The sequence below is a fragment of the Marinobacter sp. SS5-14b genome (assembly GCF_030541005.1).
Taxonomy (GTDB): domain Bacteria; phylum Pseudomonadota; class Gammaproteobacteria; order Pseudomonadales; family Oleiphilaceae; genus Marinobacter.
Genome location: NZ_JASSVM010000003.1, coordinates 142,173 through 163,844, shown reverse-complemented (window position 1 = coordinate 163,844; position 21,672 = coordinate 142,173). Strand labels below are relative to the sequence as shown.

General features: G+C 58.2%; 20 protein-coding genes. 7 read left to right on the top strand and 13 right to left on the bottom strand.

Annotation, left to right across the window (positions count from 1 at the left end):
- On the bottom strand, positions 1 to 678 hold the full coding sequence (locus QPL95_RS08420) for an NAD-dependent deacylase (RefSeq protein WP_303290539.1): 678 nt from the start codon (positions 676 to 678) through the stop codon (positions 1 to 3).
- Positions 678 to 2,081 carry an FAD-binding oxidoreductase gene (locus QPL95_RS08415; RefSeq protein ID WP_303290538.1) on the bottom strand — a complete coding sequence of 468 codons (1,404 nt, stop codon included), beginning with the start codon at positions 2,079 to 2,081 and terminating at the stop codon, positions 678 to 680. The genes QPL95_RS08420 and QPL95_RS08415 overlap by 1 nt, the downstream gene beginning before the upstream one ends.
- 189 nt (positions 2,082 to 2,270) lie before the next feature.
- Between QPL95_RS08415 and serA the strand changes: the two genes are divergently transcribed.
- Positions 2,271 to 3,500, top strand: coding sequence for a phosphoglycerate dehydrogenase (serA, locus tag QPL95_RS08410; RefSeq protein WP_303290537.1), 1,230 nt, complete (start codon positions 2,271 to 2,273; stop codon positions 3,498 to 3,500).
- 69 nt (positions 3,501 to 3,569) lie between these two features.
- On the opposite strand, the gene QPL95_RS08405 is transcribed toward serA, so the two are convergent.
- Both QPL95_RS08405 and QPL95_RS08400 read right to left on the bottom strand, forming a co-directional pair.
- Entirely contained in the window at positions 3,570 to 4,226 is a 657-nt protein-coding gene (locus QPL95_RS08405) for an OmpA family protein (RefSeq protein WP_303290536.1), read from the bottom strand.
- 54 nt (positions 4,227 to 4,280) lie between these two features.
- Positions 4,281 to 5,270 carry an alpha/beta hydrolase gene (locus tag QPL95_RS08400; protein WP_303290535.1) on the bottom strand — a complete coding sequence of 330 codons (990 nt, stop codon included), beginning with the start codon at positions 5,268 to 5,270 and terminating at the stop codon, positions 4,281 to 4,283.
- Between the two features lie 70 nt (positions 5,271 to 5,340).
- On the opposite strand from QPL95_RS08400, the gene QPL95_RS08395 reads away from it, so the two are divergent.
- Positions 5,341 to 6,234 carry an alpha/beta hydrolase gene (locus QPL95_RS08395; RefSeq protein WP_303290534.1) on the top strand — a complete coding sequence of 298 codons (894 nt, stop codon included), beginning with the start codon at positions 5,341 to 5,343 and terminating at the stop codon, positions 6,232 to 6,234.
- On the opposite strand, the gene QPL95_RS08390 is transcribed toward QPL95_RS08395, so the two are convergent.
- Genes QPL95_RS08390 through QPL95_RS08370 form a run of 5 tightly spaced genes read right to left on the bottom strand, consistent with a single transcriptional unit; the run spans position 6,212 to position 10,277 of the window.
- Complete coding sequence (locus QPL95_RS08390) at positions 6,212 to 6,490, bottom strand: GIY-YIG nuclease family protein (protein ID WP_303290533.1); 279 nt, start codon at positions 6,488 to 6,490, stop codon at positions 6,212 to 6,214. The two genes, QPL95_RS08395 and QPL95_RS08390, sit on opposite strands and share 23 nt — an antisense overlap.
- Positions 6,483 to 7,388, bottom strand: coding sequence for a DMT family transporter (locus tag QPL95_RS08385; RefSeq protein WP_303290532.1), 906 nt, complete (start codon positions 7,386 to 7,388; stop codon positions 6,483 to 6,485). The genes QPL95_RS08390 and QPL95_RS08385 overlap by 8 nt, the downstream gene beginning before the upstream one ends.
- 15 nt (positions 7,389 to 7,403) lie before the next feature.
- Positions 7,404 to 8,207 (bottom strand): mechanosensitive ion channel family protein, encoded by an 804-nt coding sequence (locus tag QPL95_RS08380; protein ID WP_303290531.1) that lies wholly within the window; start codon positions 8,205 to 8,207, stop codon positions 7,404 to 7,406.
- A 6-nt stretch (positions 8,208 to 8,213) separates the two neighbouring features.
- On the bottom strand, positions 8,214 to 9,419 hold the full coding sequence (locus tag QPL95_RS08375; protein ID WP_303290530.1) for a helix-turn-helix domain-containing protein: 1,206 nt from the start codon (positions 9,417 to 9,419) through the stop codon (positions 8,214 to 8,216).
- Positions 9,420 to 9,437: 18 nt separating this feature from the next.
- Positions 9,438 to 10,277 carry a 23S rRNA (adenine(2030)-N(6))-methyltransferase RlmJ gene (locus QPL95_RS08370; RefSeq protein ID WP_303290529.1) on the bottom strand — a complete coding sequence of 280 codons (840 nt, stop codon included), beginning with the start codon at positions 10,275 to 10,277 and terminating at the stop codon, positions 9,438 to 9,440.
- A 217-nt stretch (positions 10,278 to 10,494) separates the two neighbouring features.
- Between QPL95_RS08370 and QPL95_RS08365 the strand changes: the two genes are divergently transcribed.
- From QPL95_RS08365 to QPL95_RS08345, 5 genes are all read left to right on the top strand, one after another.
- Positions 10,495 to 11,790, top strand: a complete 1,296-nt coding sequence (locus QPL95_RS08365) for an imelysin family protein (protein WP_303290528.1) — start codon at positions 10,495 to 10,497, stop codon at positions 11,788 to 11,790.
- Between the two features lie 6 nt (positions 11,791 to 11,796).
- Positions 11,797 to 13,200: a di-heme oxidoredictase family protein gene (locus QPL95_RS08360; protein ID WP_303290527.1), complete on the top strand. Its 1,404-nt coding sequence runs from the start codon at positions 11,797 to 11,799 to the stop codon at positions 13,198 to 13,200.
- 9 nt (positions 13,201 to 13,209) lie between these two features.
- The gene (locus QPL95_RS08355) at positions 13,210 to 14,244 is read left to right on the top strand and encodes an imelysin family protein (protein ID WP_303290526.1); all 1,035 of its coding nucleotides are present in this window, start codon (positions 13,210 to 13,212) and stop codon (positions 14,242 to 14,244) included.
- A 12-nt stretch (positions 14,245 to 14,256) separates the two neighbouring features.
- The gene (locus QPL95_RS08350) at positions 14,257 to 15,351 is read left to right on the top strand and encodes a DUF1513 domain-containing protein (RefSeq protein ID WP_303290525.1); all 1,095 of its coding nucleotides are present in this window, start codon (positions 14,257 to 14,259) and stop codon (positions 15,349 to 15,351) included.
- An 80-nt stretch (positions 15,352 to 15,431) separates the two neighbouring features.
- Positions 15,432 to 16,745: an MFS transporter gene (locus tag QPL95_RS08345; protein ID WP_303290524.1), complete on the top strand. Its 1,314-nt coding sequence runs from the start codon at positions 15,432 to 15,434 to the stop codon at positions 16,743 to 16,745.
- 16 nt (positions 16,746 to 16,761) lie between these two features.
- On the opposite strand, the gene QPL95_RS08340 is transcribed toward QPL95_RS08345, so the two are convergent.
- The 4 genes from QPL95_RS08340 to QPL95_RS08325 form a co-directional block, all read right to left on the bottom strand.
- Positions 16,762 to 17,130, bottom strand: a complete 369-nt coding sequence (locus QPL95_RS08340; protein ID WP_303290523.1) for a hypothetical protein — start codon at positions 17,128 to 17,130, stop codon at positions 16,762 to 16,764.
- 61 nt (positions 17,131 to 17,191) lie between these two features.
- A complete protein-coding gene (locus QPL95_RS08335) occupies positions 17,192 to 18,832 on the bottom strand; it encodes a methyl-accepting chemotaxis protein (RefSeq protein WP_303290522.1) in 1,641 nt (546 codons plus the stop codon).
- A 230-nt stretch (positions 18,833 to 19,062) separates the two neighbouring features.
- Positions 19,063 to 21,096 (bottom strand): PhoX family phosphatase, encoded by a 2,034-nt coding sequence (locus QPL95_RS08330; protein WP_303290521.1) that lies wholly within the window; start codon positions 21,094 to 21,096, stop codon positions 19,063 to 19,065.
- A gap of 183 nt (positions 21,097 to 21,279) precedes the next feature.
- The gene (locus QPL95_RS08325) at positions 21,280 to 21,606 is read right to left on the bottom strand and encodes a hypothetical protein (protein ID WP_303290520.1); all 327 of its coding nucleotides are present in this window, start codon (positions 21,604 to 21,606) and stop codon (positions 21,280 to 21,282) included.
- Between the last annotated feature and the right edge of the window lie 66 nt (positions 21,607 to 21,672).

Genomic DNA, 21,672 nt, shown 5'->3' with positions numbered 1-21,672 from the left:
TCACCCCAGCATTTTAACCCACTCAGCAACGCCTTCGCTGGCCCCTTTTCGGATGACTCTGGCCCGGGACACCGAGGCCGGTTCCCCAGGATCAATAACCGTGATGGGGACATCAATGTCGACTTCATAGACCAGTCCGGCGGCCGGGTAGACCTGCAGTGATGTGCCTACGATCAGCAGCCGATCAGCAGTGCGAACCACTTCCGAGGCCGCATCCAGCATGGGCACTTCCTCTCCGAACCAGACAATATGAGGGCGCAGCTGGGCGCCCCGATCGCAGGTGTCGCCGGGGTGAATGTCGCGATAACCGATATCGTAAATCAGGTCAGGATAGGCAGAGCTTCTGGCTTTGGTGAGTTCTCCGTGCAAATGCAGCACATGGCTGGAGCCTCCCCTCTCGTGCAGGTCGTCCACATTCTGGGTAACCACGGTAACCCGGTAACGGCGCTCCAGTTCCGCCAGCAAACGATGAGCCGGGTTAGGCTGCACCGACTGCAGCTGGCGCCGGCGTTCGTTATAGAACCGCAGCACCAGGTCACGGTTGCGCTCGAACGCCTCCGGCGTAGCCACGTCGTACACACTGTGCTGCTCCCACAACCCGCCGTTATCACGGAAGGTGGAGAGCCCGCTTTCGGCGCTGATACCAGCGCCGGTGAGTACCACGATATGCTCTTGCATCAGTCGAAGATTTTACCCGGGTTCATGATGCCGTTCGGATCGAATACCTGCTTGATGCCCCGCAAGTAAGCTATTTCAGTCTCGCTGCGGGTGTACTGCAGATACGGTTTCTTGGTCATACCAACGCCGTGTTCAGCGGACACGCTGCCCTGGTAGCGCTCAACGATCTCGAACACCCATTTGTTGACCTGCTGACACTTCTCGAAGAAATCTTCTTTTGCCAGGGTTTCCGGCTTGAGTATGTTCAGGTGCAAATTGCCGTCGCCGATGTGGCCAAACCAGATGATCTCAAAATCGGGATAGTGCTCGGCCACCACATTGTCAATTTCCTGCAGGAAGCCTGGAACCTTGGAAACTACCACCGAAATGTCGTTCTTATAGGGAATCCGCGGCGCGATAGATTCGGAAATCCGCTCCCGCAGCTGCCACAGATTCTGAGCCTGGGTTTCGCTCTGGCTGATCACGCCATCCAGCACCCAGCCTTCTTCGACGCAGTGTTCAAACAACGCCATGGCGTCGTCCATCACCTGGTCAGACACTGCCTCAAACTCCAGTAGTGCGTAATAAGGCGCTTCGGTCTCGAACGGTGCCTGAACCTGGCCATGAGCCAGCACATGCCCCATGGCCTGATGGGAGAAAAACTCGTAGGCGGTCAGGTCCAGCTTGCTCTGGAACTTCTGCAGCACGTCCATGGTGTTGGTCAGGTCCGAAAGGCCCAGTACCAGCACCGTCAGGTTATCCGGCTGGCGTGTGAGCTTCATGGTCGCTTCGGTAATGAACCCCAAGGTACCTTCAGCTCCGATAAACAGATGGCGCAGGTCATAACCGGTGTTGTTCTTGGCCAGATCTTTATTCAGATCCAGCACATCGCCCTTACCAGTGACCACTTTAAGGCCGGCTACCCAGTCCCGGCTCATGCCCCAGCGAATGACCTTGATACCACCGGCGTTGGTAGACAGGTTACCGCCCAACTGGCTGGAACCGGCGGAGGCGAAGTCCACCGGGTAATACAAGCCGTTTTCCTCGGCAAAATTCTGCAGCTGCTCAGTAACCACGCCGGCCTGACAGCGAACCAGCCGATCGCTGGCATTGAAATCCAGGATCTGGTTCATGTTATCGAAGGCCACGACCACCTCACCGTTTGCCGCCACGGCACCTGCGCTCAGGCCGGTACGACCGCCAGATGGCACCAGGGCGACCTGGTTCTCATTGGCAAACCGGACCACCGCCTGCACCTGCTCGGTGGTTTTCGGCAGCACAATAGCCAGTGGCCTCGGTGGATATATTTTGGTCCAGTCCTTGCCATAGGTGTCCAGGTCAGAAGGATCGGTCAATACCTTGCCCGGGTTTTCACCGGTAGCAACCAGCTCTTTGAGGGCAGCAATGATCTGTTCGGAACTCATGGGTGCGTCAGTCTCGTCAAGGTTGGGCCAGAGCCTGTTCAGAATCCGTGCAAAAAGAATTGATCCAGGCAAACCGGCGCGCTGTGAAAATCTGCGTTTATGGTATCATACCGCCCCTGTTCTGTGAGCCAGGCCGACGATCCCTGGCTGCAGGTCATTTCACGTGACGAAAGGTTCGGAAGCAAGCCCATGTCAAATACGTCTCTCGAAAAGAGCAAAATCCGGATCCTGCTGCTGGAAGGCGTTCATCAATCTGCCGTTGATACCCTGAATGCTGCGGGCTACACCAACATTGAGTATCTGAGCCATTCTCTTGGCGAAGAAGAGCTGATCGAGAAGATTGCCGATGCGCACTTCGTTGGCATTCGCTCTCGCACCCAGTTGACAGAGAGCGTGTTTGACGCCGCCAAAAAGCTGGTGGCTGTAGGCTGTTTCTGCATCGGTACCAACCAGGTTGACCTGCAAGCCGCCACCCGTCGCGGTGTCGCGGTGTTCAACGCACCCTTCTCCAACACCCGCTCAGTCGCTGAGCTGGTGCTCGCTCAGGCCATTCTGCTGCTGCGCGGCGTGCCTGAGAAAAACGCCAAAGCTCACCGCGGTGAGTGGCTGAAGTCTGCCAAGAACAGCTACGAAATCCGTGGCAAAAAACTGGGCATCATCGGCTACGGCAACATCGGTACCCAGTTCAGTGTTCTGGCCGAAGGCCTCGGCATGGATGTGTACTTCTATGATGTGGTTTCAAAGCTGCCGATCGGTAACGCAACTCAGGTAGGCTCCCTGCAGGAGCTGCTGAACATTGCCGATGTCGTTTCCCTGCACGTCCCGGAAACACCGGCCACCAAGTACATGTTCAAAGCTGAGCAGCTGGCTCAGATGAAACCCGGCTCCATCCTGATGAACGCTTCCCGCGGCACCGTTGTGGATATTGACGCGCTGGCCGACTCGCTGCGCTCCGGTAAACTGCTGGGCGCTGCCGTCGACGTATTCCCGGTTGAGCCCAAGTCCAACGACGAAGAGTTTGTGTCTCCGCTGCGTGAGTTCGACAATGTGATCCTGACCCCTCACGTGGGCGGATCCACCATCGAAGCGCAAGAAAACATCGGGCGTGAAGTGGCCGAAAAACTGGCGATGTACAGCGACAACGGCACCTCCGTCTCTTCTGTGAACTTCCCGGAAGTGGCGCTGCCGTCCCACCCGAACCAGCACCGCTTGCTGCACATCCACGAGAACGTGCCGGGCGTGATGTCCGAGATCAACCAGGTGTTTTCCGAGAACGGCATCAACATTTGTGGCCAATACCTGCAGACCAAAGAGGATATTGGCTACGTCGTTGTTGACGTGGACAAGGCTTACGGTGAACTGGCCCTGGAGAAACTGCGCCAGGTGAAAGGCACTATCCGCTGCCGCGTGTTGTTCTGATCTGATCAGCAGCCGTAAAAAAACCCCGCAGGCTTTCGCCTCCGGGGTTTTTCTTTGCCGGTTACGCTGTTACTGCATCGGCACCAGCGTCAGCTCAACCCGACGGTTCTGCTCACGGCCAGCTGGCGTGTCGTTGGACGCAACCGGGGATCGCTCACCGTAACCCGTGGCACGGGTACGAGCAGGCTCAATGCCCTGGTTCAGAAGGAAGTCACGAACCGAAGACGCGCGACGCTCACTCAACAGCTGGTTGTAGCTATCAGAGCCAGTGCTGTCGGTGTGGCCTTCAATCTGGATGATGGTTTTGTCGAACTCTTTCAGAACCAGACCAACAGATTCCAGTGTGCCGGTAAAGCCGGACCGGATCGTGGACTGGTCCGTATCAAACGTGATGTTGCCAGGCATAACGAGTTCGATCTGATCGCCATTTCGAACCACACGAACCCCGGTGCCTTCAAGCTTTTGGCGCAACTGCGCTTCCTGGCGATCCATGTAGTAACCGATACCACCACCCACAGCGGCACCACCGGCGGCACCAATCAGGGCGCCCTTACCGCGGTCACTCTTGCTGGAAGTGGCTGCACCAATTGCTGCACCGCCAATGGCGCCAATAATACTGCCCTTGGTGGCACTGGAGGTTTTCTCTTCCCCGGTGTACGGGTCATAGGTCATACAGCCACTGAGGCCAACTGTAGCGACTGCAAAGGCAAGGATGGTTTTCTTCACGGTAATCTCCTGCTTCGTTTTATTGCGACTCGACCCTATCCCGCGCCGGTCGTTTCACTCCGAGAATGTTTCAATAATGGTGTTAAACACCGTCGCCTGCAAATCCTGGGCTTCGTTCACTAAATGATGACGCCCGTCCGGAATTCTTCGTTCCCTTACGGATGAAAATTTGTTCCTGATGATCCGCAGATTGTGTTGCCAGTCCACCGTTCTGTCTTTTTCACCCTGCACAACCGTCACGGGGAAATCTACAGGCCGTGCGGACTCAATATGAGGCACCCACTTGCGCAGTGCCGTGACCCAGTCCACATGCACGGCCCGGGCCTGCAACGGGTCATGCTCCCGGAGGAAGCTCAGGAACCGGGTATTGCCACTGTTTGCGCCAAAAGCCCGCCGCCACCGGCTCAGAAAGGGCTTCATCACACTGTGAAGCACTTTAGCGCCAAGCCAGCCCATCGGGCGCACCAGTGGTGCCAATAAAACCACCTTACGGAACGCCGAGGTTTCCTGATCATGGTGATTGGACAGCAGGTAGTCGATCAGGATCGCGCCTCCCGTGCTCTGACCTACTGCAAACCATGGCCCTCGAAGCTTGTCATCCACCTCTGCCATCACTTCCGACAGCACGGCCTGATATTCCAGAAAACTCCCGATAGCCGCAGGCGTCCCACTGGAAAGACCATGCCCAGGCTGATCGTAGGCCAGTACATCAAAACCAGCCCCAAGGCAGCGATCAACCAACTGGGTATAGAGCCCCACATGGTCAAAATAGCCATGAAGAATGAACACGGTACCTTTTACCGGCACCGAGTCTGGCAGTTTGAAGTAATGCACCATGACTTCATGGCGGTCGGCCTTGATGTAGCCCTGATGGTAGGTAACGTCCGGGTGCTCGACCCAGAGATCCAGCCCATAGAACCGACAGTAGGCTTCCATTTCGGCACTCAATTCCCTGCGCACAGCCGGGTTGAACGGCTCCAGCCGTTCCAGCAAGGAATGTCTGTCCCAGTTCGGTATTTCTATGGTATCTGTTTTCCAGTACACGTAGAGTTAAACGCCTGTCATGAGTCAATATTTGACCGTCATCCTAACGCATTCACGAGGGAGAACACAGATGTTCCAGCCGCTTCTTGAAGCCGGGTTGCGCCAGACCATGTACCGCCTGGTGCGCCCCATGCTCTCGAACGCTGTCCCTTTGGCACTGCAACGCCGACTGATCCAACAGGCGTATCGCAGCTCCCCTCCGCCCCGCGACACCCGCTTCAGCAGGGATGATCTAGGCAATGTTCCAGTCCTGAGAGCCCGGGGCAAGGACGAGCCGGTGGGTACCCTGGTGTACCTGCATGGTGGCGGTTACATCATCGGTTCGGCAGCCACCCATAAGGGCATCGCCGGGCACCTGGCCAAACTGAGCGGTTGTGAAGTCATCATTCCGGATTACCGGCTGGCTCCCGAGCATCCCTACCCGGCAGCGGCAGATGACGCGGAATCGGTTTACCTGGCCCTGATCAGTCAGGGTAAGGCGGCCGAGAACATTGCGGTGGCGGGGGACTCTGCCGGTGGTGGCCTGTCGTTGGCTCTGGCCATGCGATTGCGCGCGCACGGCCACCCGTTACCTTCGTCGATTACCTGCTTTTCGCCCTGGACGGATCTGACGGAGCAACACCTCTACAGTCCAGAATGCGAACCGGTTTTGCACGCCAGCTGGACCCAGAACGCCGCCAGAATGTACGCAGGAGATACGCCGCTGACCAACCCGCTGATATCACCGGTGTTCGGCGACCTGACCGACCTTCCGCCCCTGCTGATTCAGGTCGGCAGCCAGGAAATCCTGCTCAACGATGCCACCCGACTGGCTGAAATTGCCAAACGGGATGGCGTGGCAACCACCCTGGAAATATACAATAACCTCTGGCACGTATTTCAGGTCCACGGCGGCCAGATGGACCGGGCCACCAACGCTCTAAAAGTCGCGGCGGAGCACATCAGGCATCATCTGGCAGGCTGATATCACCCCGGACCAGCGCCTCTTTACGAACCCGGGGCCAACGCTTGACCTGCCACTCCAGCCTGGACGCCCGGCTACGATCGCCCGCCGGCACCTGGAACTCCAGTGTCAGCGGGCCCTTACCGCGCAAACTGCGGGCACCTTTGGGCGCACCGGCCTGATGTTCACTAAAACGCCGTGCCACATCTGTGGTGATACCGGTGTAAAGGCTACCACCCGCGGTGCGCACCAGATACAAGTACCACTGATCAGCCATTGTCCAGGGCCTGCACCCGATCCCGGGTTTTCTTTTGCTGCAGCCAGAGCCCGGCAAGGATCAGCAGCAACCCCACGTAGGTGGACGGCAGAATGACCTCCCCCAGAATGAAATAGATAAACACCAGTGAGAGAAACGGTGAAATAAAAATCAGGTTGCTGACCTTTGAGGTGTTCTCCGCTTTTTTCATCGCCTGGGACCAGAGAACAAAGGCGATGCCCATTTCAATCACCCCCACATACAGCGCCGCGGCCAATGAGCCCCCTACAGGGAGCTCCAGGCCAGCCGTGTACCCGCACACCACCGCAATCACTGGCAGCCCGAACAGAAAGTTCAGGAACAGGCCAACAACCGGGTCCCGGGTATCCCGGGTGGCAATAATCCAGTAAGACGCCCACACCAGCGTGCTACCCAGGGCCAGCGAAACCCCGAGCGGGTCAGAGAACGTCAGCGAGGTAACCGCTCCCCGGGTGGCGATCACCACCACACCCGCATAGCACACGAGGCCGGCCAGAATATCGATACGGCGCAGCTTCTGCCCGAGAAACGGCACCGACAGGTAGGCCAGTACCAGCGCCCAGGTGTAATTCAAAGGCTGGGCCTCCTGAGCCGGCAGGCGGTCAAAGGCACCAAAAAGAAGAAAATAATACAGGCAAGGGTTGATCAGCCCCATGCCGACAGACTGCAGATACTGGCGCCTGCTGAGCTGGAACACTTGCTGCCAGCGCCCCATGATCACCAGCGCAATGGCCATGACAATGATCGAAGCGGAGCATGCCACGAGCAACATCTGCACCGGCGCCAGGTCTGCCAGCGCCAGCTTGAAAGCCGTAGCTACCGTAGACCAGAGCAACACCGTACCCAGGCCGTACATCATGGCGTGTTTTTGATTGGTCACTATCAGCATGCGCACCTATCGCTGTACATCCGGCCAGGAGATCATCCGGATCCCTTCGGCCCTGCAGATTTCGGCAGCCCGGGCAGTCAGGTCGGAGATAAACGGCACCTGATATTTCGGTTCCAGAGGATAACCTTTCAGGCGGTATTTCATACCGGTGTCCTGAGCCGCAACCGTGACCACCACCGGCTGATAGGTTTTGGTGAGCGGGCAGGCGTATATGGCATCACGGAAAAGTGACTGCATGCGCGCCACGTCGTGATTTGGGTCAAGATAGAGCTCCGCGACACACATCAGGTTATCCGTACCGTCGTTGCCGTTGGCCAGCAGCGTGTTCCAGAGCAGGCTGTGCGGAATCACAATCACGGTGTCATCGAGTGTGACAATCTCCGCAGCCCGGGTGCCGATCGACCGCACCTCACCGTACTTGCCCTCCACTTCGATCCAGTCGCCAGGCCGATAGGGCATTTCGTAGAGCGTAACGATGCCGGCAATCAGACTGTTGGCGTAATCCTTGAACGCAAAGCCCAGTGCCAGGCCCATGGCGCCAAAGATCGCAAGCATATTCTCGAACGAAGGCTCCACCAAAATCGGCACCACCATCACGATGGTCAGAATAATAATCAGCAATCTCAGTAGCGGCACCGACGCCAGCAGGTACAACCGCACCTTGCCGGACAACTTGCCCGCCAGCGCCGGCAGTAGTTTCTGAATAGCCAGAATCAGCAATGAGGCCGCAACAACAACGGCAATCGCCTCCAGTACCGCACCCGAGGTGATGGATGACAACGCATCCTTAAGCCCGAAATCTCCCATCATCTTCTCCTAGAAGCCATCAACCGGATAACCCCGGGATTGCAGGTATTTACGCACCGCAGGATACCCCAGGGGCGTAAGCCGGTAACGGTTGGCGGGTTCATCCCGGGTAATCAGCTCCGCCCGGAGACAGCGGGCCAGCGTGAGGCTGATTTCCGGCCCCGGGAGGCCCGTCACCAGCGCCAGCTGATCGGCGGTTAAACCACTGTGCAATAAAAGCGCATGCAGAATATGCCCGGGTTGGCGCCCGGCACTCTGGGGCACTGCAGGCAAACTCAGCTGCTCCAGCGGTGTTACCCAGCACTTGGGACCATTGGTGGGTGTTTCACCCTCGTGCTCGGCATTTTCTTCCGGCTTGGCCCGCAGAGCGCGCTGCCAAATCGCCAGCGCAACGCCCCGATTTCCTCGGGCCATGCAGGCCAGATCGTTACTGAAGCTACTGTATTTAACGCTGGGATCATCCGACGGCGGTGGCAATACATGCCGGCCATCGTGAGTCATCCGGGCAGTGAGCTGCCGCCTGCCGTCGCCGGCAGCCAGATAGTCCAGCCAGTGGGTGAGCCGCTCGCCGGTCAACGGCGCCAGGGTTATGGGGCCCACGTGAAGTTCCGGCAGATATTGGCACCAGAACTGCCAACACCAGCTGGAACAACCTACCAGGCCGTCACCGGCCTCTTCCACGGCCACCCGGGCGAAGAACGCCTTGAGCAGACTCAGGCCCGACCGGTGCCGCAACCAGAAATCGGCCAGCTCTGGCACCACCCAGCTGTCGCCGCCCAGTTGTTCATCCCACCAGCCCGATACATCTTGCTCAGACATCAGCAGGTTATCCGGTGGTGTGATCACCCGGCGTTTTGTGGTGGCCAGCGCTTGCGCAACCCCGGAAAATGGTGGCGCCACGATAAAAGACACTTTGCGGGGGTGGCTGCTGGCCATCTGGAGTTCAGCAATCTGCTGATTCAACGTGTCCGCCAACTGCCCGGCATCCGGTTCCGGGGCATAGCGACTGAGCTTGTGCGAAGACAGGGCTGGCAGATCATCCAGGCTTTCAAAAGCCTGCTCCTCCGGGCTGATCCCCACCCGGAGCTGACGAACAATATCCTTGAACACACCCCGCACGGTTTTATGCACGGACGTTTCGGGCATCTTCCACTGATCCAGCGGAATCAGCCCACCTGGCAGGCAAGGGTTATCCTGAACCGTTTCCGTAGTCAACGAATTACTCCAGCCAGATTATTCGGGAACCAGCCATGTCAAAGATGACGACAGGCCCAGTGCTTCATTGCCTTGCAGTTCATCCATCATCGCAGAAAAACGCTGCTCGAACCCCCAGGGCGGATTAATCATCAGCATACCGGACCCCACCATGCCCCGCTCAGGAGGATGGTCCAGCATCACTTCACTGCGCAGAACCTTGCGCACCTCGCCACTTTCCAGAGCCGTGATCAGCCGCTGCTGCAGGCCACTGGTGAGGATGGGGTACCAGACAAGATAGACCCCATGACGGCACTTTTTCCACGCCTTGATCAAGGTAGCGGCCACGTCTTCATAGTCGCTTTTGATTTCGTAGGACGGATCAATCAGCGTGAGCAAGCGGGGCTGGTGCGGCGGAAGCTTCTGCAGCAGGCCCTTCAAGCCATCCTGATGCAGCACGCGCACGCCGGCCCGGCGGGCCCAGGTGTCAAGCTGCTGGCCTTCAGCAGGGTGCAGTTCGAACGCGGTCACAACGTCGCCTTCGCGGGCGAAGTCGGCCAGCCATGCTGGGGAGCCCGGATACGTCGTCAACTCATCGGCATTGCGATTAAAGCTCGCCAGAGTCGACAGCATCGGCTGCCAGTCCGGTGACTTCAAACTGCTCTTGACCCGCCACAGGCGCTGCACACCGGCATCTGCCTCGGCGGTTTTACGGGCGCGCTCGCCGGTGAGGTCGTACACGGCACTGCCCGCGTGGGTATCGAAACAGGCAATCGGGGTTTTCTTGGTCTGCATCATAGCCAGAGTAAGGGCCAGAGCAGCGTGTTTCTGAACATCGGCAAAGTTGCCGGCATGAAAGGCGTGAAGGTAACTCAGCATAAAGGGCTCCTGCTGTCAGGGGCCCATTAAGCCGCAGTCGCCTTGCACGCGCAAGCAGCACCCGCCAGTAACCCATGACCGGCGCCAGCCTGAGCGCGATGACCCCAAGCAGGAATTATCAAAGATCAAAACCCTTGCTTCGCAGGCCTTACAAAAGCATAATCTGAACGCTAATCTTTCGTATTTGCAAAATCTTATCGATAACATGGAGTTTTAAATGAACACATTGTTTCGTCCGGTCCCGCTGGCACTGGCCATCGCCGTTACCCTGACCGCAGGCTGTGCCAATGCACCCTGGGCCGCAGACTCGTCCGGGCCTGCTACCAAAGCCGCTGTGGTAGACCACTACGCCGACCTGGCCCATGCCAACTTTGAAGACGCCCTGATCACCGCCAGGGCATTGGACGAAGCAACCGATCGACTGATTGCCAACCCGACTGAAGCCAACCTGAAAGCAGCTAAAACTGCCTGGTTAGCCGCTCGCGTGCCCTATCAGCAGACCGAGGTTTTCCGCTTCGGCAACGCGGTTGTGGATGACTGGGAAGGCCAGTTGAACGCCTGGCCGTTGGACGAAGGCCTGATCGACTACGTCAAAGCCGATGACTACCAGCACGAACTGGGTAATGCCGGTGCAACCGCCAACATCGTTGCCAGCAACAGCATTAATGTCGGCGGGGAAACTCTGGATGTGGCAACTCTCACCCCTGAACTGCTGGCCGACCTGAACGAAGTGGGCGGTTCCGAAGCCAACGTGGCCACCGGTTACCACGCGGTTGAGTTCCTGCTCTGGGGCCAGGATCTGCACGGTTTTGAAGGTGGCGCAGGCGAGCGCCCGGTTACTGACTACGCCAAAGGCAACGACTGCACCAACGGCAACTGTGAGCGCCGTGCCCAGTACCTGGATGCCGTGACTGATCTGCTGGTCAATGATCTGGAGTGGATGGTTGCCCAGTGGGCCCCAGGCACCTCGGATAACTACCGTGCCCAGCTGATGTCCGCAAACGCCGACGAAGGCATCCAGAAAATGCTGTTCGGCATGGGTTCCCTGTCACTCGGCGAGCTGGCCGGTGAGCGTATGAAAGTTGCTCTGGAGGCCAACTCCTACGAAGACGAGCACGACTGCTTCAGTGATAACACCCACAACTCGCACTACTACAACGGCCAGGGCATCCAGAACGTGTACACCGGCACCTATCGCCGCGTAGATGGTTCGGTGGTTTCCGGCCCTTCCCTGTCTGACCTGGTTGAGCAGACCAACCCGGAACTGGACGCTCGCCTTAACCGTCAGTTGGATGCATCGATGGAAGCCCTGGCGCTGATGAAAGCCCGCGCCGAAAGCAGCCAGAACCCGATGGCCTTTGACACCATGATCGCCCCGGGCAACGCGGAAGGCACCCGCATTGTCAACGGTGCCATCATGGCGCTGGTTGAGCAGACCGGCTCTATCGAGCAGGCTGCACGGCAACTGGGCATTGAAGCCCTGTCACCGGACGATGCGGGCCACGCGTTCTGAGGTAACATGAAATCACTTCTGTTATTGGGAACGCTGGCCTTGTCCAGCGTTCCCGTTTTTGCCGAGACTCACGCTGGTTACCCGATACAAACTACACCGGCCACGGGCGGTGAAGGCACGGTCAATCAGGCCGACACCAACGCCTATTCCCTGCCCCAGGGCAACCTGTCCATGACCAAACGCCTGGATTTCAGCGTTGGCAACAGTTTCTTCCGCAACCCCTGGGTGGAAGCGCCTGCCAGCACCGATGCCCGGGACGGGCTGGGCCCCCTGTTCAATACCAACTCCTGCCAGGGTTGTCACATCAAGGATGGCCGCGGACACCCGCCAGGCGTTGATGAACCCCCGGTCTCCCTGTTCCTGCGGCTGGCGGTACCCGCCGATCCAGTCAAGGATGCAGAGCTCCTTCGCAAGCACGGTTTCAAACCCGCACCGGTCTACGGCAGTCAATTGCAGACCGCGGCCCTGCCGGCGGCAAAACCGGAAGCGGATCTGGTGATTGACTGGGAGCCGGTTCAGGAAACATTTGGTGATGGAACCGTGGTTGAACTGCGCAAACCGGAATATCGCATCGAGAACCCCAACTATGGCCCTATGCCGGCGAATTTGCTGGTTTCGCCCCGGGTGGCACCACAGATGATCGGCATGGGTCTGTTGGAAGCCATCCCCATTGTCGATCTTGAAGCCTTGGCCGACCCGGAAGATGCCGACAACAACGGGATTTCCGGCAAGCTTAATCAGGTCTGGGATGTCGCCAGTCAGCAAACGCTGCCGGGCCGGTTTGGCTGGAAAGCCGCGGAACCGGATGTGCACCAGCAAAGCATGGGCGCCTTCGCCGGCGATATGGGCCTGACCTCGTCCATCAAGCCCACCACCGACTGCACCCCGGAACAACAGTGCGAACGGTTTACTCACGGTGGTGAGCCCGAAGTGAGCGACAAGGTCGCCAACTTTGTCACCTTCTACGCCAAGAGTCTGGCGGTACCTGCCCGGCGGGATCTGGACGCTGAATCTGTGCAGAAAGGCGCCAGGCTGTTCAATGAAACCGGCTGTGCCGGATGCCACACCCCGAAACACCAGACCGGAGAAGTGGCCGACCGCCCGGATCTGAGCAACCAGACCATCTGGCCCTACACCGACCTGCTGCTGCACGACATGGGCCCGGCCCTTGCAGACGGTCGGGACGAATTCCTCGCCAACGGCAACGAGTGGCGCACGCCCCCCCTCTGGGGCATCGGCCTGGCCCAGGTGGTCAACCCTCAGTCCGGTTTCCTGCATGACGGCCGCGCCCGCACGCTGGAAGAAGCCATTCTCTGGCACGGTGGCGAAGCCCGGCCGGCGGCTGACCGCTATCGTCAGATGGCAGAGCCAGACCGTAGTGCGCTGATCGATTTTCTGAATTCACTCTGAGGATCCACTATGCAACCGATCACCAGACTGTTCTGCACCTCTGCCCTGCTCGCCTGCACCACGGCTGCGTTCGGGGCCAACGCAGATACCCAGGCCCGCGAACAGTGGCATGGCGAAATTCAAAACGGATACGAATCGCTGGCAACCGAAACCGAACAACTCGCATCGGCGACGGCCGGCTACTGCAATGCGCCGACGTCCGGCAGCCGACCGGCCCTGAACGATGCCTGGCTCGATGCCTTCCTGGCCTGGCAGCAGGTCCGCTTTGTTGACTTCGGGCCGGTAGAGAACAACAACCTGTCCTGGCAATTCCAGTTCTGGCCAGACCCGAAGAACCTGGTCGCTCGCAAGGCCCGCTACCTGCTTGACACCGAAGCACCCGTTAACGCCGACGTGATCAACCAATCCGGGGTGGCGGTTCAGGGCTTTCCCATGGCCGAATACCTGCTGTTCGATGAGCAACTCAATAGCGGAGAAAACGCCCTGCCCACAGCCAAAAACTGTGAGGTGCTCTCGGCGGTCACCCGGCATATGGCACGTAATGCCCGGGATCTCGCAGACAGCTGGGTGAGTTTCAAACAACACTATCTGGACACCGAGCCGTACCGCGATACCACCATCAAAGCCGGCATGACAGCGCTGGAAATACTGGAAGAGCGACGGCTGGCTCAGCCCATGGGCCTGAGAGGCAATGGCAAACGCAATCCTTACATCACCGATGCCTGGCGCAGTGGCAAGAGCCTGATGGCGGTGGAGGCGACAGTGGCAGGGCTTGAGAAATTCTATCTGCCCGGGCTGACGACGTTACTGAAAGCCGCTGGCGAGGCCGAACTGGCAGATCGCATCCAGAGGCAGTTTGAGAAAGTGGCTGATAACTTTCCCGAAGCTCATGTTGCCATGACAACATTGATGGGAAGCGATGATCAGTTCCGAATCCTGCAAGGGCTCTACGTGGATGTTTCACAGCTTTCAACGCTGATTAATGACGAGGCCGCCGTAGCCCTTGGCGTGGTTCGCGGTTTCAATTCAAGCGACGGGGACTGAACAGGTATCAACATGCCCATCCATCGCAGAACCCTGATCAAAGCCGCAGTCGCCGGAGGTATAGCTGCCAGCCTCACCGGCTGCTCGTTGCTCCCCCGCAAAACCGGCCCTCAGCCCGAACGCTATGCCGGCGCGGTTGGCCTGCCAGGTGGAAGCTTTGGCGTGAGTGCCTTCGATCGCTCCGGTAATGTTCAGTGGCAGGCGCCGGTGGGTACCCGTTGCCACAGCGGCTGCAACCGGCCGGGACAAAAAGACATTCTGTTTTTTGAGCGCCGGCCGGGCTGGTCGTTCTATGTTTTCGATGCAGAAACCGGCCAACGCAGACACCGCATCATGGCCCCGGAAGGCGAGCACTTTGTCGGCCACGGCGTGTTCTCACCCGATGGCCGATGGCTCTATGCCACGGCCAGCCGCTACCAGCCCGGCGAAGGCATTGTCGCCGTCTACGACGCCGAGCAAGGCTACAAACGGGTGGACACCTTTGAACTGGCCGGCATCGGGCCACATGAGCTCACCCTGCATCCGGACGGCAACACCCTGATCATCGGCCTCGGCGGCATTCTGACCCACCCGGATTACGACCGCATCAAACTCAATCTGGATACCATGCAGCCGGCCCTGATCCTGATGAACCGGCGGTCTGGCCAGATCGTTGGCCGCTTTGCCCCTGCCCACCACCAGCAGAGCTCCCGCCACGTCAGCGTCAGCGCCGAAGGGAAAGTCTATGTTGCCTACCAGTATCAGGGGCCGCTCTACGAGACACCACCGCTACTGGCACGCATCGAAGATGGGCAACTCCGGGAATATCACTTTGACCCGGAAACCCAGGCCGCCCTCGGCAACTACATCGCCAGCGTGGTGGCCCATCCTGAAAATGATCTGATTGCCGCCGCTTCCCCCGTGGGCGGTACCGCCATCCTCTTTCGCGGCAAGACCGGAGAACTGATTGCCAAAGCCCGCATCACTGACTGCGCCGGCATTCAGACCCTGGCAGGAGGCGATTTCCTGGTGTCCTCGGGACAGGGCCGACTGGTGCAATTGAGCGCCGGACAACCTGCGAAAGACATCGCGCGGCTACCGGTTCAGTGGGACCACCACCTGGTTTAACGGGCACCGGCTGATCCTCCGGCTTAAGCACACCTGAGCTAACTGGTATGCTTGGCAAACATTTTCCGGAGGACGGCCCTTTGCCAGCAACCAAACCAGACACTATCGACCAGCTCTATGGACTGATTGCCAACGAAGAGGACGCACGGGTCTGCAAGGACATCCCGGAGGAAGCCTGTCGGGAAGTCCCCCGAAACTTCTTCCTGATTCTGTTCAGCAATGTGCTGACTAAGCTCGGGGATTTGCTGATCAGCCCCAAGACCGTGCTGGCCTGGCTGATGAGTGCCGTTGGCGCACCGGCACTGGTGGCCTGGTTGGTGCCCATCCGGGAATCCGGCTCCATGGTGCCGCAGATGGTGATCGCCGCCTGGGTGCGTCGCAAGGCGGTGCGCAAATGGTTCTGGACCCTGGGCAGTTTCGGGCAGGCGATCAGCGTGGCAGCGATGGCGGCAAGCGTGTGGTTTCTTGAAGGCTATGCGGCCGGTGGCGGTATTGTCGCGGCGCTTATTGTGTTTTCACTGGCCCGGGGATTCTGCTCGGTCTCCATGAAAGACGTTCAGGGCAAGTGCATCCCCAAAACCCGCCGGGGCCGGCTGTCTGGCCTGGCAACCACCATTGGCGGCACCGCCACGGTGGTGCTCACGGGGTTACTGTTCTGGGACCGGGGCGACCCCACCATTGCGTTCTATACCGTACTGCTACTGCTGGCCGCTACGCTGTGGGTGATTGCCGGGTTACTGTTCGCCAATGTGGAAGAATACGCTGGTGAAACCGGGGGTGGCGGCAACGCTATCGACGAGGCGTTTCAAAGCCTGTCGCTGTTGCGGGACGATGCGCCCTTCCGGCATTTTGTCATCACTCGTGCACTGCTTTTGTGTTCAGCTCTGGCGTCGCCCTATTTCGTGGTGCTCGCCCAACAGGAATCCGATATCGGCTGGATGTTGGGTGTGTTTCTGCTCGCCAGCAGTCTGGCCAGCTCTCTGAGCGCCAGCTTCTGGGGTTGGGCCGCCGACACCTCCAGCCGCCGGGTGATGATTCGGGGTGCCGCCATGGCCAGCTCGGTCTGCCTGGTGGTTGGTGTTCTGGCACTGGTGCTGGGCACCGGGTTTGGCGGTGCCTGGTTCTATCCGATCGCATTTTTTGTGCTGAGTGTGGCCCATGCCGGTGTGCGCCTGGGGCGCAAGACCTATCTGGTGGATATGGCCGGTGGTAACAAACGGACAGACTACACAGCGGTCAGCAATACCGTTATCGGCGTATTGCTGTTGGTAACCGGGGCCTTCACCGCGGCCATTTCCATGATCTCGGATGTGGCGGTGATTCTGGTATTGGGCCTGATGGGGCTGGCAGGCATGCTGAGTGCGTTACGCCTGAAAGAAGTGACCGAAGACTGAGCCAGTCAAGGCTCCGCTAAAGCGGAGTCTTGCCATCGTTCAGGGCCAGGGCGCCTTTGACGATGCGATAAATCACCCAGATCGCGATACCCAGCAGAATAAACCAGCCCACGATCAGCACGGTGGTAATCAACCCGATGACTGTCCACAGCAAACCAATCCAGAAGGTGCGGATCTGCCAGCGGAAATGGGGCTCTATCCAGGTACCACGCACATCATCCAGCTTGACGTAGTTGATGATCACACCCACCAGCGCCGTCACGCCTCCCAGGAAGAAAGACAACGCCTGCAGGATATAAACCACCACAGCCAGGTTCCTCGCGGAGCTGGGTTCCTGTGATTGCTGACCGTCAGGTTTTGCGGGGATGTACTCGGTTTCAGGCACGGGCGTTCTCCTTGTTACGTCCCCGGCAGTCTATCACAGCGTTTGCCAGTGCCCAGTGCGATCAATGCCTCGCCGGCCGGTAGCCCAGACGGAAGCCACCCCAGTGTTTGCCGTTCACAAACACAGGCACTGAGACGTCATGCATGATTTCGCCTGTGTCGCGCCGATAGGTTTGCAGCAGCATGTCGTCGGTATGGCGGCCGCAGCGAATGCCGGTGCGGTCATTGAAGAGCCGTTTACTCCGGCTTTTTAACAGGTCAACGTCATGATTACCGGTAGGCGCGTGCGCGAAGTCTCGGTTATGGGTCGGCACGTAGCCATCCGGCGCACAGGCAATGGCGAATACCACGGCATCGAGGGAATTTTTAATCGCTTCCTGCACCGCGGGCAGCGCCTGATCGGTAAACCAGTCAAAACTGCTGGCGTACTTTTGCGGATCGGTCTTTGGAATGGGCTCGCGCTTTTTGTCAAACAACGCCGCCTCCGTCAGTTTGCCGTCTCGAACCGCCTGCTCAAACAAATGGCCAATCTGGTCAGCGCCCCGTTTTGCCTGTTCATAGAACTGACGGTGGTAACTCTGGCTGCTGTTCAGCGCGAGTGCCGCATTGGCTTGCTCCGCCACCTCCATCAGCGTAGCGGCCTGCTCTGCCAGAGAGGCGACACTGTTATCACTCTCAGAAATATGATCCCGCACCGATTTAATCACCGAAAACATCTGGGCCAGGCTTTGCTCGTTGGACTGGTCAATCTCGGCAATCCGGGCAACCTGTTGCTGAACCCGGTCTGACTGATCTCGGATTTGATCAAGCTGGCCGCCAACACTCTCTACAGACTCAAGTCCCTGTCCGACACTGCGGGCCAGGCCCTCAATGCCAGCCACAATCGTTTCAGTATCGGCCTGAATTTCAGCCAGCGTGCCAGCCACTTCGCTGGTTGCCTGCGACGTTCTACCGGCAAGCTGGCGCACTTCGTCTGCGACAACCGCGAAACCCCGGCCCTGCTCACCGGCCCTGGCTGCCTCAATAGCGGCATTCAGCGCCAACAAATTCGTTTGTTCGGCAATGCCCTGAATGGTGGCCGTCACGCCTTGAATTTTGGTGGACTTCTCGTTCAACTGCTGAATAAGGCGCAGGTTTTCCTCGGATTGTTTGTGCACTTCCCGCACACTTTCAATGGCCGAAACCAGCGCTTCTCGCCCCTCAACGCTGACCTCACGGTTCTGCAATGCCATGGTGGCCGCATCGGTAGCCTGAGCTGAGGATTCGTGAACAGACTCCATAATCTGGCCGGCATAGTCCGCCAGCTGAGCGGTTTCCCCGACCTGCTGGTCGAGGCGCTTTTTGACCTGCTCTGCAGCAAAGGCTACTTCCGCAGCCGAAATGGCATTTTCATCGGCGCTACCTGAAAGGGTTTCCGCCAATACCCGGCCCGCACGGGCTTCGGTCAGCAGTTGATGACACTGCTTTTGAAGGGGGTGTTCTGCAGGCAGGGAACCATCGTTAAGCCCATCAATTCCCCGTTCAATGGGCTCGAGCACACGAATGATGAAATATCCGGCGGCGGCCACCAGCCCCACCACCAGGCCAATCATCAGTGATGCCAGGTCGAGGCCTAACATTGGCGCCAACAGAACGCCGGCAATGCCAAGTGCCAAGGCAATGCACGCTCCCCAAAAAACCACATTGCGATCGAGCAAGCCCATGGAGCCCTCGCTTTTATTGTTATGCCCGCAAACAGTCGGTGCTTCAAATCGAACCCTGAGAGTAAAGAATTAAAGTAAGTTTATAACTGCTACTTTAGTGGATTCGCCACCACTATGATCCGGTTATCGGCCATTTCCAGGATGACTGAAATCAAAAAAAGACAAAGCCCGCATTTCCTCCGTTGGAAAATGCGGGCTTTAGCGGGTTCTCAGCTTTGTGTTTAAGCGCCTCAGGCGCCGATCACACCACCATCATCACGGGTTACGATGACGACGGCATCACGGGGATGATCGCCCTCGGTGCCAAACGGCCAGTCCTTCTCCGGGTGCTGAATATTGACAAACATGGTCTTCGAATCCGGTGTTGTGACGACACCCGTCACCTCACAACCCTGCGGCCCGACGAAGAAGCGTTTGATTTCACGGGTGACCGGGTTTGCGGCGAGCATCATGTTGTTCTGATATGGCGCATCATCAGAACCGTCGGTCTGAATCCAAAGCCGTCCGTTATAGTCGAACCAGAGACCATCCGGGCTGTTGAAGATGTTGTCGTCGGTCAGCGCAACGATTACCTGGTCATCCACCACCGTTTCCGTGCCTTGCTCACCCGCAAACACAAAGATGTCCCAGTCAAAGCTGCCCGATGTGTGGTCATCTCCAGCCGGAGTCCAACGGATAATATGGCCCGTGGTATTGCCGGCAACCGGGTTTGCGCCGTTCGTCTGCGACTCCAGGCGTTCACTGTTGTTGGTCAGTGTGAAATAGACTTCACCACTGACGGGATCAACCGCACCCCACTCCGGGCGATCCATCGGAGTGGCACCGGCGATATCCGCCGCGAGGCGAGTATTCAAAATAACGTCAGCCTGATTTTCAAACCCGTTGAAACCAATACCTCCAACGGTTCCCCTTGCCGCAGCGGCATCGACCTTGGCTTTGAAACCGGCATCATCCAGAGATAACGGCAACCATTCACCGGAGCCGTCGTCGTTAAAGCGGGCAACGTAGAGCGTGCCGGTGTCGAGCAGCGAACCGTTCGCTGTGTCCGCGTAATAGGGCTGATCAGACACAAACTTGTAGATGTACTCGAAGCGCGAGTCATCACCGGAGTAGCAGACAACTGGCTTACCTTCTTCAACCGGCCCGAAAATCACGCCTTCGTGGCCAAAGCGACCCAGCGCTGTGCGCTTGACGGGGTTGGTCTCGGGAGAGAAGGGATCAATCTCTACCATGAACCCAAACGTGTTCGCCTCGTTGCGATAATCCGTTTCCGCACTGCCATTCTCAACCGGCGTAACATCAAACCGGATGTATTGGTCTTCGCCAGTATCTGCCAACTCCCAATCGTAGCGTGAGGCACTGCCGACACCATGGCGAACCTGCTCTTTCGGGCGAGATCCCTTATTGGCAAAGTAACCGTGCCAGTTTTCCTCAGCTGTCAGATAGGTGCCCCAGGGCGTAGCGCCCATGGCGCAGTTATTGAGCGTACCGCGGGTCGCAGTTGCATTCGGGCTAAAGGGTGTAACCAGCTTGCTATAGCCCTTCAGAGGGCCACTGATATCGATTTCCGTGCCACCGGTGACGCGACGGTTCAAGCCATTCCTGACCACATCCCAGACGCCGTTGCCATCGCGCTTGATGTGAACAACTGAAACGCCGTGAGCAGCAATTTCCTTACGCACCTGGTCGGCCGGGCGCACACCGCCGTTATCCTGAGCCTTCACCGGGCCGTTGGCATGAAGGGCTTTTTGATTAATGTATTCATGGTTCATCACCAACAGGCCTTCGGAAGAACTGTTGCCACCGGCCGGGAGGTCAATCGGGAAGAAGTGAACGCCATCGTGGTGCATGCCAACCTGCTGCTCCTGGTCTGCGCCACCGTTCGAGGCATCTGCAAAAAACTCCGGATAGCTGCCGGTTAAAGGCGTTCCCCAAGGCAAGAATGCCTCAGCAGTATACCCCTCCGGAACCACAACCGTATTGGCGTTGGACACAGGAACCGCCTTGAATCCCAGCGCTGTTGCTTGTGGATCCCGGGCCTCAGCGTTGATATCGCCGGTGCTGTCGTCATCACTGTCACTACCACAGCCAGCCAGCCCAAGCCCCATAACGCTTGCCAGCGCCGCGCCTACCGTACCTTTCATGACAGTTCGGCGCTGCATGCGTGTAGACAAGACTTCGTGGAATGGGGTGTTTTCGGAGTGATTGACAACAGGTTCGTAATTCGGATCCAGATAATTGGGATCAACGTCGTGCTTAGCCATGCTCTGTCTCTCTCAAGTCGTTGGGTAAACCAGATCGGTCGAGAGAACAGTCTCCGTGGCGTTTGTGTCAGAAAGACACAAGTTTTATTTCGCTTTCTTTAACATTATTTGACAAGGGGGCGAGAATGCAAAAAAGGGGCCCCCACACGGGAGCCCCTTTTTTCAAGGACCATCACCAGCGACTTATTTGGTGGCTTCGTCGTAGGCTTCGTCCATCGCTTGACCGGCTTCGTCCGCCGCTTCGCCAATGTTATCCGCTGCGTCATTGGCAGCATCACCAACGGAATCAGCTGCCTCTTGGGCGCCCTCTTTTACTTCACCCCAGGCGCTTTCATCCTGGCCGGTCGCTTCTTCGTATGTTTCCTCTGCAGAGTTGGCGGCGTCGTCCATCATTTCCGCAGCATTGTCACCGGCTTTTTCGAGGTCTACGCCTTCCTCATTTTCAGAGCTGCAGGCAGCCAGACCCAGAGTCATTAACAGTGCCAGTGCACTCAGCGAGAGCTTATTCATAACATGTCCTTCTGTTCGTAAGTGTTTACAACGCCTACAGAGTAGAGCCAGGGCGCGGCCATTGGC